The following is an 18,090-nucleotide window of genomic DNA, read 5'->3' as shown; positions in this document are numbered from 1 at the left end:
GGTTTTGAGCTGCTCTGATACACCTACCTCAGTAAACCCTGATCAATCTGGCAAAAAATTGTAGAATTGGATCAACCACGCTTAGCGAGGGCATGCTGCTTACCCCCTCGCCACTCCCTATGGGCCCCTCCCCATGGACATATTGAGTAAAAAATGATCAAGATCACCCCCACAATCGAATGCTCGAACTCGGCTCCTTTTGTCCTGTTCGGTGGTATCAACGTCCTTGAGTCGGAAGACCTTGCACTGACTGCATGCGCGGAATACGTACGCGTAACAGAGAAGCTGGGCATCCCGTATGTTTTCAAAGCCAGCTTTGACAAAGCCAATCGCTCTTCCATTCATTCCTTCCGCGGCCCAGGCATGGAAGAAGGACTGCGCATCTTTGAAAAGGTGAAAGCTGAGTTCGGCGTCCCGATCATCACTGACGTTCACGAAATTTACCAAGCTGCCCCGGTTGCTGAAGTGGTTGACGTGTTGCAGCTTCCTGCTTTCCTTGCACGGCAAACCGACCTTGTGGTCGCGCTGGCCAAGACTGGCAAGCCTGTCAATATCAAGAAACCCCAGTTCCTTAGCCCATCGCAAATGCAAAACATCGTGCACAAATTCAAGGAGGCTGGTAACGACCAGTTGATCCTGTGCGACCGCGGTACTTGCATGGGCTACGACAATCTGGTCGTAGATATGCTTGGCTTTGGCGTGATGAAGCGCACGTGTGATGATTTGCCTATCATTTTTGACGTTACGCACGCACTGCAAAATCGCGACCCATCCGGCGCTGCTTCAGGCGGCCGACGTGAGCAGGTTGTTGACTTGGCGCGGGCTGGCATGGGCGTGGGCTTGGCTGGCCTGTTCCTAGAAGCGCACCCGAATCCGGATCAAGCCAAGTGCGATGGTCCTAGTGCACTGCCACTGGACAAGCTCGAGCCATTTTTGGCTCAAATAAAAGCAATAGATGATCTTGTCAAATCTTTCCCCTCACTTTCAATTTCTTAAGCTTTTTGATTGGAGTCGGGGGAGAGTTACAAGGGTTACTCCCCCTCATGGGCAAAACATTAATCATTATTTTTTCAGATCGACAGAGCAGATTTGACTAGACGCAACCTGCCTATCACACTAGCTTTTTGGATAGCTACGCGCTTGCTCAGATGACTAGTTTCTTCTTGGATTGCGCTAAGCCTAACCCAAACTAACATCATAGCTTTAGAAAAGCGCACATCGGGCACAACTCGAAAGCGTAAACTGCTCCAGCCACGGTTTCGACAAAAAACTCACACAGCATCCCACCCCATAAAGTTTCCCTATCACAAAATTTAATTTGAATATTACTCAGCCTCTTAGAAAGCTTCCGAGAGCCGTTGACATAATCTCTCAAGCCCATACCGAGATCAATTCTTCAATGGCAACACCCTCGCTACCAGAGATATCAGAAACCTCCAAACCAGCCACAAAATGCACTACTAGCACGAGTACAGAGAATAAATAACTGCAAAATCTAGCGTATATAAATCTTGCACTTGAAAAACATTGATAGCGCCCATCAGATTTATGCCGAGAAAACAGCCCATATTCTTCTATTGCCAAAAACGATCAAGCCAGCTATCATCCATCGATTTTTTTGCATCAGCGAGATAGAAACGGACTTTATAATGGAAAAAATTGCACTTTTCATTGCTGGCGACGAGCGAATTTATTTCCCAGCAATTGTTACAATTCTTAGCATTAAGAAGCACAACCCCGACGATTTTGATTTCTTCTTGTGCTTTGATGAGCGCAAGCTGTCTGAAGACATGCGAGAGACGCTAAACAAAAATCAAATCAACTTTATTGACAACCAAAAGCTAAATAACTACGAGATAGAAAAAACCTTCAAGCCAATGACCGAAGGCGCATGGCCGGTGGAAGTTTTTTATAACTATGTTTTGCCCATCTACCTTGGCGAAATGGGTTACAAGTTCTCGATCAAAGCAGACTACGACTTACTATGCATCGGGAAGTACGAGCTTAGCGAAATAATTCCGCACGAGGGCACCGTCGGCGGTCTGAGTGCAAAAGTCAGTCTGCTAAACCAAGGCGTCAGACCTGACATCCATGAAGACTTGCAAAAAACTGGGAGATTAGGACTTGACCCCATAGATTACATGAATGTCGGCTTTATCACTTTCAACAATGAACGCTTTGTTAGAAATAAATGCTTTGAATCCTTCATTGAAATTTATCAATACCTAGCCGATAAGAACCCGGAAGCAAAACTACTGGAACAGATTGCCTTTAGCTTATTACTCTTTAAGCTAAAAGGCGATTACATCACATTTACAGACGCTTATAATCATAGAGTTTTGTGGACAAAGCCAGTCGACTCTGACCTAAAATTTGATGTCAAGAACATTCATTACATTACTCAATTTAAACCTTGGAAGCCGATTGATTTAAACATGCTGCGAAGAGTTGTTTTTCGCGGTCGCGGTTGCCTGTTCTCTTATAGGAACCTCTGGCTGGAATTTGCCGAATCGCTACCTGGTTTCGAAAAATACTGTAATGAACGCCGACTGACGGAACTGGAACTAACCGCACTCCAAATGCTGATCGTGAAAAACTACAACGAGCGCGTAAGCAAGCTTGAAAAGGAGTTGATTAATGAACAAAGAAAATATGCCGCGTTGAAATCAGCCATTCAAGAGCTATCCCTCTAATAATAAAAGCCCTATCTGCGCACCACAACCGGCCAATCGAAAAAACCTAGAGATCCACTGGATCAATAGCTGTGCTTTCACCGCCCAAGGCCCTGCCGGCCTTGGACGGCCTCTCCGACATAGCAATAAAATAACGCATACAAAACACGATGAAAGCACACTAAACTTTTTAAATGAAGACACCCAATCAGAACATTAGCCCCACAGCATAGAAAGGGACAACCCATCTTTAATAGGCACAAGCTTAATTATTATCATTACCTGAGAATCGCAACACTTAAAATTTACAACCCATTGCGATTCTGAATACCTCGCTACAAGAAAAACAAAAACCCACTCCTTAGGTACTGCAAAACAAGTCAAGAGGTCCGTGACTCTCGAACAATAACAAAAACGCTACTACTATTATGATTTGCAACCCTAATGCAGCCGTCTTCAGCGATAGTAATTTTTCCGATATGACGGCAATCCATACCCCAAAGCTGACCGTGCGCGACACGATACAACATCCTCCCGCCCTCCCCCCTGACATACTCGTCACCGTCGATTACTCCAACAAGCGTATCGCCCGGAGGCTTGCCCCGCATGACTTTGTACCGCCACTTACCCCAGTCGAGCTCAAATTCATTGGTCACTATCCCGCCCCTCCAAACCACGTATCAAATTGTATCGAATCCATGCCGGCACACTACCTCATCACAAATTCAACCGAAAACTACTGACGCCCGACGACGCCAGGCAGTAATAAAAGCAAACGCAAAATAATAAACACCGCTCCACACACACTACATGGCAGCTAACCTACAAGGGCAGGCGATCGACAAATACGTAACAACCAGCAAACTAACCACAAGAACCAGTGAGCATTTAAGAACCAGCGCTATATACGAAATCAAATTTGCACCAAACCACGAACCATACCGAAACGATCCCAATCGAGATGCACAGTGCACACATTCCAGAGTACACAAAATCGAAGCGAGATCAACCCAAGCAAGCAAGGTCAGTGAATCGAAGCTATAATTCTTCCTTTGAGCTCACACATCCCGCGATGGTTATACCAACCCGCACTGGAGACGAGGATCTACAAGAAATCCCCCACCAAGCCTCTCGCTTACGGCAGCCTGCAACGGCCATGAGCCCCTTTACACAGCTTCGCAAGATGCCTAACCTTTCGTTATACTTACGATTTGCCATCCCAGACATGAAAAAGCACCGGAGTGAGGCCATGCACGAGTTGATCACTTTTCAAGCACCGCCACACTCAACAAGGGTGAACGGCAACGCTAGCAAGCTCCCCCGGCCAACCTCTTCCAACCACGCAGTAGACATTGTGATTAACCACAAAGGGTTGCTGGAAAGATAAAAAGAGCTATTTTTTGAGGCTCGCCGCCCTAAAGTATACTTGAAAAAAGCGAAACTGGATCACGCCCCAAAAACAGATTAAAGGCATCAAATGAAACCGAACAAAGTAGTACTAAACTCCATCAAGCCGTACAAAGATGCAAATAACAATGAAATTATTTGCGAAGAAGAAGTCCCAGAATGCAAAGTTATTTTTGTAGGGAGCAATAATAAACTTACAGTAAACAAAGGGACTAAAATTCAGGGAAGTATTTTTTTTGATTGCGACAACGGTAATTGCAATATCGGGAAGAACCGATTCAAGGGTACAATCCGAGTAGGACAGGACTGTACCGTCAATATCGGAAATTTTGTTACTTGTACAAACGTATGCCTATTGACCACAGCGGAGGGTATCACTGTGTCGATCGGAGACGACTGCATGCTAGCATCAGAAATCCAAATCCGCGCTGATGATGGCCACCCTATCTTCGATGTACATACAGGCAAGCGCGTAAACATGCCCAAATCGGTAAGCATCGGGCCACATGTTTGGATTGGCGGCAGGGTCACAATCCTCACTGGCGCACGAATTGGCGAGGGTAGCGTAATAGGATACGCTAGTGTCGTAAAAGGAAAAATACCGAATAACTGCGTGGCGGCTGGTGTACCTGCCAAAGTTATGCGAAAAGACATTGCCTGGGAGCGCCCCCACCTAAGCCATGTCGAACCTTTCTATAAACCCGACGCATCTTTCGTTAAAAAATCCAAGTACTGGAATTTGACCATTGAAGAGCCAGTTATCTCTTAGAATCTGAGCGCAGCTGAGTTCAACTAGTACGGCCAGCATGGCAGAACATTATCATCTTGGTAGTGGGCTCGACCCACTGCCAAAAAGTAGTGCCCCTCACGCAAAAAATCAAATTCGCCACCACGATAATAATCTCTGCTAATTAACCAACGAATCGGCAAAGAGATCTGACCCGGCCTGCGAAATTGACATCACGACGCCTGATCGCCTGGTCGCACTATTGGGAACCATCCATATGCCAAATTTTGCCTACCAGCGAAGGGTGCCGACTCACAATGCAATGGCATCGTCGCGATGTCGGCGTGGCATGAATCGATCCTAGCAACCTGAACGTTTTCCATCACCGAAAAAACCGAAATGTCAACCCCCCAATGGGTTAGCGGTCAAGGCTCACGACCTATTCGACCTATCCCATAGCGACGTAGGCTCGGAGGGTGGCTTCATAGCCACAGTGGTAGGTTCGCCCTAACGATTTCCCGCATTTCTCTTGACGCTTGCGCTACGCCGAATTAACCTCGCCCCCCTTAGAACATGGAAGTATCCGGTACATTGCTAGCCATTCCACTCTGGGTATCGGACCCTTTCGTGAAGATGAACTCCAGCGCGCTTAGGCGCGCTGCACTGCTTTGCGGTCTCTCTCTTGAAGCCTCGTTCCTCTCTACAGATCCAGAAGTCTGTCATTTTTGCTCTCGTTCTACGCGAAGCACGCGCACGAATCGGCGGCAGTCGCCTGGGGGCCGTATGGGTGCTATTGGAGCCTCTAGTCCATCTACTCCTTTTTTCAGTACTTTTTGCAATGCTGCGAGGACGTACCGTTTCAGGCATCGAGTACCCGGTATTTATTTTAATTGGAATGGCTCCGTTTTTACTATACCGCAATACATCACTTCGGCTAATGGATAGCCTGCGAGAGAACCGCTCTCTTTTTGGCTATAAACAAATAAAACCATTAGACACATATATCGCACGAGTCATTGTCGAAACATGCATTTCTGCAACGGTATACGCCATTTTGGTTTTTGGTTTCGCTTGGTTCGGATTCGACATGTCAATCCACAACCCACTAGAGTGGGTCGCAACCCTGCTTCTGGGCTTATCATTCGCTTTTAGTTTAGGGATGCTCCTTGCACTTATTACGCACGCATTACCGAGTCTGAAAATCATCATTCGCATGGCTTTCTTCCCGCTTTACTTCATGTCGGGCGTACTAATTCCTGCATCTTACCTACCCCAACCTATGATGCCCGTCCTTTTGCTCAACCCTTTTTTACATATTCTTGAGCTTATCCGCGCTGAAGTGCTACCCCACTACACCCCAGTCGACGGGGTGTCCGAGAACTATGTGCTTATCTTCACCCTAGTTTTACTGTTCCTGTCACTAGGTGCTTACCGCGCCCGCAGGATGCACCTGATTTCTACCAAGAACGGTTAAGTACGGGCCAATCGTGTTTGAACTCAAAAACGTCACCAAGTCCTATCTCACGCCTAAAGGGCGCCGATACATCTTTCGCAATCTGTCGCTGGCCATTCCCCCAGGGAAAAATATCGGACTGATTGGCCGGAATGGTGCAGGTAAGTCTACACTGATGCGACTCTTAGGAGGCGCGGATGTGCCTGATTCAGGGACGATCGTCACCGACCGCAGCATCTCTTGGCCAGTTGGGTTGACGGGTGGATTTCAAGGCAGCATGACAGGCCGCGACAACATAAAATTTGTTTGTCGGGTTTATGGTGCTACTGGTGACGCCATGCGTGAAAAAGTTCGCTATGTACAAGAATTTGCAGATATCGGCGATTGGATTGATGAACCCATTAAAACATATTCATCGGGTATGCGCTCGAGAGTGGCGTTCGGCTTGAGCATGGCGTTTGACTTTGACTATTACCTCATTGATGAAGTCATGTCAGTAGGTGATGCGCAGTTCAAACGCAAATGTGCTGATGTGTTCAAGGAAAGACTTGAGATGTCAAAAATAGTACTGGTTTCCCATTCCATGCCGGAAATTGAAAAGCTATGCGATGTTGTGCTACTGGTGCGCAATGGTGGCATTCAAGTATATGACGATGTTTCCGAAGGCATCAAGGCTTATAGTAGCTAATCTCTAATACCTCAATTAAGTAGCACCGTTCCATTTCAAGGAAACATCCAACTATGAGCAGCACGGGTAACAAGAAGGGCTGGCGCCTAATAACCGCCATGGTTATTCTGCCAATGATATTTGCGGCCGTTTACTATAGCGTATTCGCCATCGACCGCTTCGTCAGCTCTGCACAAGTGGTGGTGCGCCAAGACGGCAATAACCAAGGGGCTCAAGTTCCAGGTCTCGCAACGCTTTTAACTGGAACTAATCCGGCATCGAGGGAAGAAACTCTATATCTTCGAGAATACATCACTTCGATAGACATGATGCTGTTACTTGAGGACCAAGTTCACTGGGTCGAACAATACGCATCTCAGCGTAAAGATATTTTTTTCTGGCTCGATGAGAACGCGCCTCGCGAAGATCTGCTGAAATATTATCAACGCATGGTTTCAGCGCACTACGACGAGACAACGGGCCTCCTTCGAGTCGAAGTTCAGTCCTTTAAACCTGAGCTTTCCGAAAAAATGCTGCGAGTGATACTTCAGGCTAGCGAACACTTCGTAAACGAAGTCAGCCACAATATCGCCAGGGAACAGATGAAATTTGCTCAGGGTGAGCTTGACAGTGCCAGAGACAACTACGCGAAACGTAAAACGCAGCTACTGAATTTCCAGAACGAGAACAAGGTTTTGGACGGTGGCAATACTGCACAAAGCCGAGCCACTATTATCGCAAACCTTGAAGGGCAATATACTAAGGAGCAAGCCGCTCTTACTGAAATGTCCTTTAAATTACGTGGTGACGCCCCTCAGATTCGTCAACAAAAGCAAAAAGTTGAAGCAATTACACAGCAACTCGCTAAGGAGAAGCGCCTTCTGGTTTCATCACCGCAAGGCTCTCAGTTAAACGTTGTTGCCTCGCGCTACCAGCAATTGACTCTCGACGCCGGTATTGCAGAAGAAACCTACAAAACTGCGGTGGCTGCCTTAGATAACGCTCGCATTGAAGCGAGTAAAAAGATTCGAACCTTGGTCACTGTGGTCAGCCCAAACACTCCGCAACTAGCTATTTATCCTGAGCGTTGGTACAACCTGGCGACAATTTTACTTGGCCTCCTTATGTTTTACGCCATCACTCGCTTCATTCTAGCTTCGATTGAGGATCATCGTGATTAATTCCCTTTCTTCTTCTCGCAAATTTGCCCTGAAAGTGGCAGCGGTGACCTTTGCGGCTGTTAGTCTTGCTGGCTGTGGCGGAACCCTTTCAGGCGCTGGGCCTTATAAGGGTACGATTGAAAATAAGTCCGAAGCTTACGACCTTGTGGATATCAGCGCCTCCACTATCGCGCCGTACATGCAAGGTGCAGCTAAACCTGTTTTGGCAACTGTAACCAAACCGGTATCTCCGGAAGTCCGACTTATGCCTGGGGACACTCTTAATGTTCTCATCGCAGATACAGCGCCTGAAGGTTCTGCATTGTTTGCACCACTGGCTACCGGCGGCACTCAGCTGAAAAACAGAATCGACGCTCAGGGCATGCTTTCGCTTCCATATGTTGGACGCCAATATGTTGCGGGTATGACATTGAATCAAGTTGAGGTCATGATTCGTCGTCAGCTTAAAGGTATCACGACCGACGTACAAACCCACGTGGAGCTAATCGGAGATCTGTCCGGATCTGTCCTTGTTGCCGGGGCGGTAAAAGCGCCTGGACGCTTCAGCACTCTTCAAGGCCCCCTGACTCTCTTGGATGCCGTCAACCAAGCCGGGGGGCCGGTACTAGAATCACATCTAGTCAATGTAACTGTCCGCAATGGCAGCCAAGTGCAGCAGTTTAACTATGAAGATGTGCTTGCTGGCAATAATATGGTGCTCCGGCCAAACTCAGAAGTTGTACTTGATCGTGCACGCCAACGTTTTGTTGCCATGGGCGCTGTTGCGGAACCCGGCTTGCGAGACCTCCCTAGTAAAAATACCAGCTTGCTGGATGCACTCGGAAGCGTTGGTGGCTTACGCGAGCAAAACGCGAATCCGGAAGGGGTTTTTGTTTTCAGAATGCCAACCGATAGCAGTTCTAAACCGACAGTCCTACGGCTAAACATGCGCGACCCTGCAGCAATATTCTATGCTCGTCAAATTGCCATAAAACCGGATGATACCATTTACGTTACAAATGCTACTGTTTATGAATGGCAAAAAATTATCTCACCCATCGTACAGACTATGATACTTGGCAAAGCCACCGGTATAAACTAACGATGCTAATAAGTGCTTATTCTTTCATATCTGCACATCTAGTTATTAAGTGCGCCTTAAGTCGCGCTATAAAATTTTAGTTGATAGCAACATTCATTGTTGAAAAACACAGTAATTCTCGAAGCAGCCAATAGATTGGATGATATGATCAAAAAATGTCTATTCCCAGCCGCCGGATACGGTACCCGCTTCCTGCCTGCTACCAAAGCCATGCCCAAGGAAATGCTGCCGGTGGTCAACAAGCCACTGATCCAGTATGGCGTTGAAGAAGCATTGGATGCGGGTCTGAGCGAAATTTCCATCGTCACCGGTCGTGGCAAGCGCGCCCTGGAAGACCACTTCGACATCAGCTACGAGCTGGAAAACCAGATCAAGGGCACCGACAAGGAAAAATACCTGGTTGGTATCCGTCGCCTGCTCGACGAGTGCTCGTTCTCCTACACCCGCCAGACCGAAATGAAAGGCCTGGGCCACGCCATCCTCACCGGTCGCCCGCTGATCGGCGACGAGCCGTTTGCCGTTGTGCTTGCGGACGACCTGTGCGTCAACCCGGAAGGCGACGGCGTACTGACCCAGATGGTCAAGCTGTACAACCAGTTCCGCTGCTCGATCGTCGCCATTCAGGAAGTCGACCCGCAGGAAACCAACAAGTACGGCGTAATTGCCGGCGACATGATCCGTGACGACATTTTCCGCGTCACCAACATGGTAGAGAAGCCGAAGCCTGAAGACGCCCCGTCGAACCTGGCAATTATCGGCCGCTACATCCTGACCCCGGACATCTTCGACATCATCGCTAACACCGACCCAGGCAAGGGTGGCGAGATCCAGATCACCGACGCGCTGATGCAACAAGCGCAGAACGGCTGTGTGATCGCCTACAAGTTCAAGGGAAAGCGTTTCGACTGCGGCGGTGCTGAAGGCTACATCGACGCGACGAACTTCTGTTTTGAGAATTACTACAAAGCAGGTAAGGCATACTAAGTTAAACCATGGAAAGCCACAAATTGTGGCTTTCCGCATCAGCTATGAAAGCTAGCTAGTCGAAAATCTCTACGACTCCTACTATCTCACCGCTGCTAGCACTAAGTACTGCCAATGCCCTAACCTTGTTCTCGCGCATGTAACTTTCCGCCTCCGAGAGCTGGGCAGAATCTAAAATTGTATGAGGCTCTGGCGTCATGAAAGACTCTACGCACTGATTGACTGTATCTGAGTTATCCAACAGGGCTCTTCTCAAATCCCCATCAGTAACGATTCCAACAAGCTCCCCCACGCTATCTTGGACTAAAGTCAAACCTAGCCGACTTTGTGTCATCACCAACAAACAGTCATGAAAACTGGTAAGCGGCGAAACAAAAGGCGCAGGTGAGTGCATTACATCACAAACTCTTGTGAGAAGTTTTCGCCCAAGACTTCCGCCAGGATGGAAACGTGCAAAATCCAAAGGTTTAAACTGAAGAGCAGCAATTAATGCTACCGCCAACGCATCCCCCATGGCCATAGTTGCTAAGGAAGATGTTGTAGGTGCCAAGTTATTTGGACACACCTCTCGCTCGACAGAAATATCTAACCATATATCAGCGTGCTTGGCGAGAGTCGATCGGCCATTGCCCGTCATCGCTATAATTTTGTTCCCAAACGAGCGAAGACTGGGCAGCAGCTTTATTAGCTCTTCAGTCTCACCGCTATAACTTATCAAAATAAGTACATCGACCGGTTTAAGCATTCCAAGGTCGCCATGGAAAGCTTCAGCTGGGTGCAAGAAGAAGCTAGGCGTGCCAGTGGAAGCAAAGGTAGCTACCATTTTCTGCCCTATCAGACCCGACTTACCCATCCCGCACACTACTGTGCGGCCTTGACAAGCAAGGATCACCTCCACTGCATTCTGGAACTCACCATCAAGACGATCAGCTAACTGATTTACCGCTTGAGACTGGGCAACAAGTGCTTCTTTGGCTATTGAAAGATGATTCATGTCCTAAGATGCCCTGTAAGAAAACTGCATGTTATAGATTTAAGATTGCTAACTATACAACATTCACCCGTACGAGTTCCAATCGGCGAGCCATCGACTTTGCCTTTCGTCGGCGCCACGAACCGCTCGCCCTCCCCCCTTCATCCACACTAACAGCATCCAGGGAATGTATAAATCATCGAGTTAGACCTGCTAAGGAACCGGCAGGTGACAAGCTAGGCTTCGAACAGAGACTTGAACGTCTGACCGATACTCGCCTGAATCCTGGCTCTGTCGCGTAGCCTCGTACAAGATAGATGACACTATCGCCAAGCGTGCTAAAATTTCGCCTAATCAAGTAGAAGGTGCTCAGGTAGTGGGTATGTCAATGCTTGGACCACCAATAAAAGCGATAGGAGCAGTATCCATGACTGGTGAGCCAATCACACTGGAAAACCTTGCATCCCTGACTGCAATCGTACCGCTGGACTTACAATTTCGCGCAAAGGATATAGTTGCGAAAGCGAAGGCAATGGCCGTAGCTGCCGAAAAACACTCCTTAAATATCATTTTTTCGCACAACGACCGCGGAACCAGATTTGACTCAGAACTAAAAAAACATTTTAGCGCACAAAAGCATTCTACATTGGTGAGCGGGAAATTCTATGAGGACGCTGTCAACTCAGCACTCCTGAGAAACATTGCCTTCAGCAAAGTCACCACCGATTATCTTGTGCTACTTGATGTTGACCTTTGGCTAGACACAGACCTACTAAAAAAATACTTTGCACCTGTAAAATTTGGACTAAAAGCTTTTACAATTTTGCCATGCCTTTACCTCTCGCAATCTGGAAGTAAAGCGTTAATATCAGGAAAAAAAACAGCACAAACACTATGTGAAGATTACTTCTCATTCTCTAGAAAAGAATTCCTTCACCTTGCAAATCCTTCGTCAGTGATTATTATGCTATGCGAAGACTACAAATCGTTGACAGGTTTTAACACAGACTTTATAGGTCATGGATACGAAGACTTTGACTTCATGATCAGGCTAGCTTCAAAGCATGCGCAAATCAAAACTTCACCTGATTTTTTCGATCACACCACCGCCCGCTCTCCTCTCTTCGCTCAAGGATTTAGGCGTGAACTTGGTCGCCTGTGCCTATCCCCTTTGATAGAAAAGGATTTTTTCCTGCATATTTTTCACAAAAAAACTCCAGAGAGTGAAAACTATTACTCACTTCGCAAAAGAAATTACATGCTTTTTTGCAAGCTGCATCAATCGATGACCTGTGGAAGCACACCAAAAGACCAAACTCTAATTACCGAATTTGTAGAAACCTGTATATCACTTGGAAAGAGCATTAATGACTACTCCATTTATTTCGAAAACAAACCGGGCCACATCGATAGATATGACACCTTTAAACGCCGACTTAAGTTTCTGATGCAATGAGTATCTCACCCACTTATAAAAAGATAATTAAACTTGCGTCCAACCCAAACCTTTTCTTTTATGATCTATTTAAAAAGCGCCTAGATAGACAGAACTCAATTAACATAACTAAAAACAAGCTAACAAGCAAAGACACTAAAACACCAGCTATTGACCTTGCGGCACTTGAAGCAGTTGGTATCGTAAGCTATTTAAAGAATGAACTACGAAGTCACAGTGGAGTTATCGATGGACACGACACTACAAGTCTTCTTATCACATGCGCGCAAGTTGAGGAGACGTTAAGACTTATAGATGGTATTCGCAAAATTTATCCGATGAAAGCATCTGTCTATACTTCCGATGGAAAAATTCGGGCGGCTGCTACTGTCGAAGCATTTGGATTAGCTGAAAACTTAGCTAAAATAATTAGCAGCGCTTCCGACTTCGTAGTCGAAATCTACTCAACCGCACTAGATAGCTGCACTATTATTCGATTTTTTGTAGCCGACGTTTCAGAAGATGGTCTACTGATGGTTCGCTCGAATAATGTATTGAGCAAGAAAGTAAAGCCTGCAACATTTTCTGCGCTAAAAGACAAGTATGCAACACATCCTCCAAGCATCGATATAGTCTATACCTGGGTAAACAACAAAGATAAGAACTGGCAAAAAAAATGGGCATCAACTTTTCCTGGCGTCAATTATGAGGCCGATCGTTACACCAATAACGACGAACTAAGATACTCACTTCGATCGATTTACAAATATGCACCCTGGGTGAATAAAGTCTACATTGTGAGTAACTGCACACCGCCTGATTGGCTTTCTATTGAGCATCCGTCTTTAACTTGGGTGGACCATGTAGACATATTTCCTGACGCTCAATCACTACCCACCTTTAACTCACACGCAATTGAATCTTGCCTACACAGAATTAAAGGGCTATCTGAGCATTTTATTTACCTGAACGATGACTTTTTCCTCACAACTCCCTGCAGACCTGGCAACTTCTTTGATTCATACTACCGACCTAAAATATTCTTTGAGTTGTCAGCAAACGCCTGCCCTGACGACAACGGATTAGCAGACTATATCTATGCCTCTAATAATTCTAGCGAACTCATTTACGGACTATTTCAACACCGACCTTTACACCAACACAAACATGTACCCTACCCACTGAGACGTTCAATCCTAACAGAACTCGAAAGCAAATTTCCGGATACTTTCGAGCGAACCCGAAATGCCAAGATTAGATCAAAAACTGATATCAACGTCGCTTCATTTTTATTTCAACACTATGCCGATGCTACAGGGAGAGCAAGCATTTCGGAAGTAACCAGCTTCATTGCAAAGCCGAACAACATATACAAACTCCTGAATAATAACTCCACCAAATATCAATTTATATGCATCAATGATGGTGGAGAGAGTGCCACAAATCAGGCCTACAAAAAGCAAGCTCTGGCACTATTTCAAGAGCGTTTTTCAGAGAAGGCTCCTTGGGAAGTAATTTAATGCAAAATTAGCAGCCCGGCTACTCCTACAAAACTTTATATCTAGATGCCTGGATCAAAGCTCTTGTTTTTTGAGAGCACAACCTGCATATAACGCCCAAACAAGAAACTTAGACAGCAGAGATTAAGTGCCGTTTTTTCTTTGCTTACTCAGCCTGAGTACGATGGCGTATATACTCCCTGTAAGCATTTGAGACTGACAACAGGGCTGATTGAATTTATGCACAGTTTACAGTTTGACATAAAATCCCCCAGGCGATTACTGCTCAACATCTGCCAATACTGTAACACAAGGAATTTCAGTTTAGATGTAATGGTCGGCTACTACTATTGGGCACCAGGGCTTAACTATTGTACATATGCATTATGAATTTTGGCTATGGGCTTCAGCGTCAGGCGGAGCCGGGATACTGAAAGATTTCAATATATTTAAAATGGAAATCCAGTAGTTACGAACTTTGCCTTATTTGACGAGTCGTTCTTCCCATTCGCACCGGCCTAGGGCTCTCCGCACAAACAGTCTTATACTACCCAATTACTGACAACTCTTTAAGGGTCACAGTCAAAATAAACCCTGGGAAATACTCTGTATATCCGCGCTCGTCACATGAGATGGAAGGAGCCTGTTATATCAATTTGCCGAAGACGATGTAGCCGTGCACTTTATTGAAGTAGGTACAGGCAGAGCAGAAACTGGCCGAGCACGTAACACGTATGTACTCAAATAGCGCGCAAAGGCGGCCATGAAAAGGCCGCCTTAATATTTACACGTTAAGTTGACTTAATCCTTACAGATAAGTCTTAAAAATCAGATTTTACTTTCTAGACAAAAGTTCTTCAATTACATCAATCGCACGGGCGCAGTTATTTTTATCCGAGTGAAGGAATTCATTGACATTAGGTACAGGCCAACTTTCACCTTGCGCCCAACATTGAATCAACTTAACCAGTTCTGCCGGCTTACTGACTGATGATTGACCCAAACCAAGCTTCAAATCAAAGTATGAGCCATGCTCTTTATCGTAAAGCGGCAAGTCAAAGTGATAGAAAGCAACAGGTTTCTTCATGTACATGAAGTCCCAGGCAACGGAAGAATAGTCTGTCACCAACATTTTAGCTTTCATCATGAGCTCATTAACTGGCTCTTGCCCGTTTGAAACTATTTGAACATGCGAAGGCAAGTCTTTGAAACTATCGATATGCCTAGCCAGCATAGGGTGCAGATAGAACTTCAAGGTTATCCCGTATTCTTTACATAGCTCCGAGAGGTTAGAATTTTTCAAAAAAGATATGTAGTTTCTATAAAAGTCGCTCGAGACGAAGCTATGTTCATTCGCCCGCTGCAACCATTTACGCCAAGTTGGCATGACCAGAATTTCATTGGTTAAATCGGATTTATCAATCAGCTTATCAAATCGCGGCAACCCCACCACCGGAACTTCATGCGCCTCATATCCGAATTCATTGCAGATGATTTTTTGTTCTAGTTTTGTTGAGGAGAAAAAGAGATCAGACGCTACACGCGGATTGCTTCTATGAAATGAGATTCTTTTCAGAGCAATGACGCCGTGCTGCAAAAATACGAAAGGAGTTTTAGCCATCTCCCTGCCAATAGGGTCGGCCTTCGGCGGTGCTAAGCGGTAACCATGGTATCTTGATTGCGAAGAGACAAATATGCGGGCTGTAAGAAGCGTCCAATAATGCCTTAAACTATACTTATTGACGATGCTTCTACCATATTTTCTGAGCCTGACAGCGTCAGGACTGCGACGATCAATAATGTATTTGACCCTCAGATCCTTCCTGCTCCGCTTCAACTCTTCGAATAAAGCCAAGCCATTGTCCTGGGCGGCAGAGGCCTCAAATTCATAAAGCACCCAAGCATCCGACTTGGGACGCCCTAACAAATCAAATGTTTTATATGCCAAAGCGCGTTTGAATTTGTTAGCCCGAGAGAGTACCTCCTCCTCCACTCGATGAGTAATGAACAACTCATCTGTGTTGGCCGCCGAAATAACAGAAACAACATTTCTATTCCGATAACTACGAATAGAAGCAATGGTGCGCAATTTCACACCAAGAGATGCTGGCGTTGCCTTTGGGGTTTTTTCGTAACTCGTGCCATTGCTATCGACTAAGACAACGCAAACTTTCAATCGACACGGCGCCTTAAGGCGTACATCTTCAATAAATTTCTCTTTAGCGAGCCGAAACAAATAACCGGAATTCGTATAATCACAATCATCGAAGCCAAAGCGATTCTGATTTCCCATACTTCGTTTGCGCTCACCTGCAATACGCAGTACTTCTTCTCCCTCCTCATTTCGTAAAATCAAAATAGGCTGCAATTCTAGCGAAGGAATCCCCGGAACAAAGGCTGTTCCGGAAATAGTAAACTCGCTGTTCCGCTCTTTCACTTCTTTTACAGTCAAGTGTTCCAGGCGCTTATCATTGTCTTTATGCTCAAAAGCTTTTCGCACGCGAAGGCGCGCACTTTTCCTTGTGTACGGAATATAAAGCTCAGCATCGAAAAGCTCTCCCGCCCGCTGAAAGAATGTTCTTTCAAGAAAGCGACCCTCGTTCGACTTGACGTTCGAAGCAATTTCCCTACCAAGAATTCGACTCACTCCACCTTCTTTATCAACATAGCGAAACTGATAAGAACCGCTCAATTCTAGATTTTTGAACGACACAAACCAAACTTCATCAGGCGAACTGCTTAAGACCCTTTCAAAATCCCAACATTTCTCGGACTTTGTATGTTCCAGAGTCAAAGTAGGCACACGTACTGTTTGACCAAATGGAATGGTTACGATGACGCCAGTCGACGTAAAGGAAAATGTGACAGCGCTTAGGGAGCAAGAAGGGGCTTTTTCGAGTGCTTCGCCCATAGTTGAAGAACTCCGTAGTTCTTTAAATTTTTGCGATGATTAGATTTGGCCGAGCACGCCGCTTCATCCCTATTGAGATAAAGATGCTTGGTGCATTACCCACCAAGCGCCCTTAAAGATTAAACCTCAGCCGGAATTTTTTCGAGCAGTTGAATCGCCACTTTGTGCTGAGGGTTTTTATAGATAACTACTTGAAGGCACTGCCTAGCGGCCTTGAAGTTACGAGACAGATACTGCGACCTTGCATAGTAGAACTGCGCGTAACCTTCAAGGTCCTCGAAGTTAGTGCCGGTACTCTTCATGTACATATCAATGTCGAAAATCAGCTCTTTTGTATTACCATCTTTGATGATCTGAGCCATTTCCTCTTTCGTTGGCAAGTACGCAGAAATCTGAGTAGGGCCAAGCGTCGCTGCAGGCATCAACTCACGCTGCCAACTCACACGCTTTTTGATGACTTTTGCAGGAACACCTGAAACCATAGTGTAACTTGGCACGGTAGATGTAACAACTGAGTGACCACCAACAACGGAGCCACTACCAATACTAACACCTTTATATACAGTCACTCCTTCGCCCAACCAAACATGATCTTCGATGATGGTACTTTTGGCCGGATTGATACGCTCGCCACTGATAAGATCCACGATGGAGTGCATGTCCGAAGTTCTGATCTCTACATTAGAGCAAAGGCACCCCCTGCCTACTTTAATCGAAGCACCCTCCCATGCACTGAGGTGCGATTGGCGATTGAAAATCGTGTTCTCACCAATCTCGATTTTGCTGAGAGGCGCGATCTGCAGAAGACCATTTACCCTTACATTATCTCCAATGATCAACGTACCACTACCGGTCAGCATCTCGATGCGGACATTTTCAAAGATAACATTTCTACCAACTTTGATGACAGAGTCCACGCCCTTAAAATTAAGCGAGTTTTTACCGTGAAATACAGGCACCGCACCCTCAAATTGGTTACCCACAGCAATGAACTCATCAAAAAAATTGCTTTCAGTAGACATACTTAACTCATCAATTGTAAATGGAGCATTTAAAGAAAATATATCCGAACACGTCTTCGCAATCACAGCCTAGCTCTT

The 18,090-nt window shown here is 45.9% G+C and carries 13 protein-coding genes; 10 read left to right on the top strand and 3 right to left on the bottom strand.

What is annotated here, in order from left to right; genetic code table 11:
• The first annotated feature begins 153 nt into the window (after window positions 1-153).
• From kdsA to galU, 8 genes are all read left to right on the top strand, one after another.
• Window positions 154-996, top strand: a complete 843-nt coding sequence (gene kdsA / locus ACIP02_RS25855; protein WP_400622449.1) for a 3-deoxy-8-phosphooctulonate synthase — start codon at window positions 154-156, stop codon at window positions 994-996.
• Between the two features lie 521 nt (window positions 997-1,517).
• Window positions 1,518-2,693: a glycosyltransferase gene (locus ACIP02_RS25850; protein WP_400622447.1), complete on the top strand. Its 1,176-nt coding sequence runs from the start codon at window positions 1,518-1,520 to the stop codon at window positions 2,691-2,693.
• A 1,456-nt stretch (window positions 2,694-4,149) separates the two neighbouring features.
• Window positions 4,150-4,848 (top strand): acyltransferase, encoded by a 699-nt coding sequence (locus ACIP02_RS25845; RefSeq protein WP_400622445.1) that lies wholly within the window; start codon window positions 4,150-4,152, stop codon window positions 4,846-4,848.
• Between the two features lie 640 nt (window positions 4,849-5,488).
• Window positions 5,489-6,280 (top strand): ABC transporter permease, encoded by a 792-nt coding sequence (locus tag ACIP02_RS25840; RefSeq protein WP_400622443.1) that lies wholly within the window; start codon window positions 5,489-5,491, stop codon window positions 6,278-6,280.
• A 13-nt stretch (window positions 6,281-6,293) separates the two neighbouring features.
• Entirely contained in the window at window positions 6,294-6,947 is a 654-nt protein-coding gene (locus ACIP02_RS25835; protein ID WP_400622441.1) for an ABC transporter ATP-binding protein, read from the top strand.
• 53 nt (window positions 6,948-7,000) lie between these two features.
• Window positions 7,001-8,107 carry an ABC transporter permease gene (locus ACIP02_RS25830; RefSeq protein WP_400622439.1) on the top strand — a complete coding sequence of 369 codons (1,107 nt, stop codon included), beginning with the start codon at window positions 7,001-7,003 and terminating at the stop codon, window positions 8,105-8,107.
• Window positions 8,100-9,188: a polysaccharide biosynthesis/export family protein gene (locus ACIP02_RS25825; RefSeq protein ID WP_400622437.1), complete on the top strand. Its 1,089-nt coding sequence runs from the start codon at window positions 8,100-8,102 to the stop codon at window positions 9,186-9,188. Before ACIP02_RS25830 ends, ACIP02_RS25825 begins: the two co-directional genes overlap by 8 nt.
• 144 nt (window positions 9,189-9,332) lie before the next feature.
• Window positions 9,333-10,172, top strand: a complete 840-nt coding sequence (gene galU, locus ACIP02_RS25820; RefSeq protein WP_400622435.1) for a UTP--glucose-1-phosphate uridylyltransferase GalU — start codon at window positions 9,333-9,335, stop codon at window positions 10,170-10,172.
• A gap of 55 nt (window positions 10,173-10,227) precedes the next feature.
• Here galU and ACIP02_RS25815 read toward each other — a convergent pair whose 3' ends face one another.
• Complete coding sequence (locus ACIP02_RS25815; protein WP_400622433.1) at window positions 10,228-11,166, bottom strand: SIS domain-containing protein; 939 nt, start codon at window positions 11,164-11,166, stop codon at window positions 10,228-10,230.
• 406 nt (window positions 11,167-11,572) lie between these two features.
• Between ACIP02_RS25815 and ACIP02_RS25810 the strand changes: the two genes are divergently transcribed.
• Together ACIP02_RS25810 and ACIP02_RS25805 are read left to right on the top strand one after the other, a co-directional pair.
• Complete coding sequence (locus ACIP02_RS25810; protein WP_400622431.1) at window positions 11,573-12,601, top strand: galactosyltransferase-related protein; 1,029 nt, start codon at window positions 11,573-11,575, stop codon at window positions 12,599-12,601.
• On the top strand, window positions 12,598-14,100 hold the full coding sequence (locus ACIP02_RS25805; RefSeq protein WP_400622429.1) for a stealth conserved region 3 domain-containing protein: 1,503 nt from the start codon (window positions 12,598-12,600) through the stop codon (window positions 14,098-14,100). Before ACIP02_RS25810 ends, ACIP02_RS25805 begins: the two co-directional genes overlap by 4 nt.
• Before the next feature lie 814 nt (window positions 14,101-14,914).
• Here the strand turns inward: ACIP02_RS25805 and ACIP02_RS25800 are convergent.
• The gene (locus ACIP02_RS25800) at window positions 14,915-16,990 is read right to left on the bottom strand and encodes a CDP-glycerol glycerophosphotransferase family protein (RefSeq protein WP_400622427.1); all 2,076 of its coding nucleotides are present in this window, start codon (window positions 16,988-16,990) and stop codon (window positions 14,915-14,917) included.
• A 119-nt stretch (window positions 16,991-17,109) separates the two neighbouring features.
• On the bottom strand, window positions 17,110-18,012 hold the full coding sequence (locus ACIP02_RS25795) for an acyltransferase (RefSeq protein WP_400622425.1): 903 nt from the start codon (window positions 18,010-18,012) through the stop codon (window positions 17,110-17,112).
• Window positions 18,013-18,090 lie beyond the last annotated feature (78 nt).

The organism is Pseudomonas sp. NPDC089408, from assembly GCF_044749445.1.
Classification (GTDB): Bacteria; Pseudomonadota; Gammaproteobacteria; order Pseudomonadales; family Pseudomonadaceae; genus Aquipseudomonas.
This window is presented reverse-complemented; position numbering and strand designations above follow the sequence as displayed.

Bases quoted from the DNA above. Each gene is read 5' to 3' on its own strand.
- kdsA (WP_400622449.1), top strand. From the start codon at position 154: ATGATCAAGATCACCCCCACAATCGAATGCTCGAACTCGGCTCCTTTT.
- ACIP02_RS25845 (WP_400622445.1), top strand. From the start codon at position 4,150: ATGAAACCGAACAAAGTAGTACTAAACTCCATCAAGCCGTACAAAGAT.
- ACIP02_RS25830 (WP_400622439.1), top strand. From the start codon at position 7,001: ATGAGCAGCACGGGTAACAAGAAGGGCTGGCGCCTAATAACCGCCATG.
- galU (WP_400622435.1), top strand. From the start codon at position 9,333: ATGATCAAAAAATGTCTATTCCCAGCCGCCGGATACGGTACCCGCTTC.
- ACIP02_RS25815 (WP_400622433.1), bottom strand. From the start codon at position 11,166: ATGAATCATCTTTCAATAGCCAAAGAAGCACTTGTTGCCCAGTCTCAA.
- ACIP02_RS25810 (WP_400622431.1), top strand. From the start codon at position 11,573: ATGACTGGTGAGCCAATCACACTGGAAAACCTTGCATCCCTGACTGCA.
- ACIP02_RS25805 (WP_400622429.1), top strand. From the start codon at position 12,598: ATGAGTATCTCACCCACTTATAAAAAGATAATTAAACTTGCGTCCAAC.
- ACIP02_RS25800 (WP_400622427.1), bottom strand. From the start codon at position 16,990: ATGGGCGAAGCACTCGAAAAAGCCCCTTCTTGCTCCCTAAGCGCTGTC.
- ACIP02_RS25795 (WP_400622425.1), bottom strand. From the start codon at position 18,012: ATGTCTACTGAAAGCAATTTTTTTGATGAGTTCATTGCTGTGGGTAAC.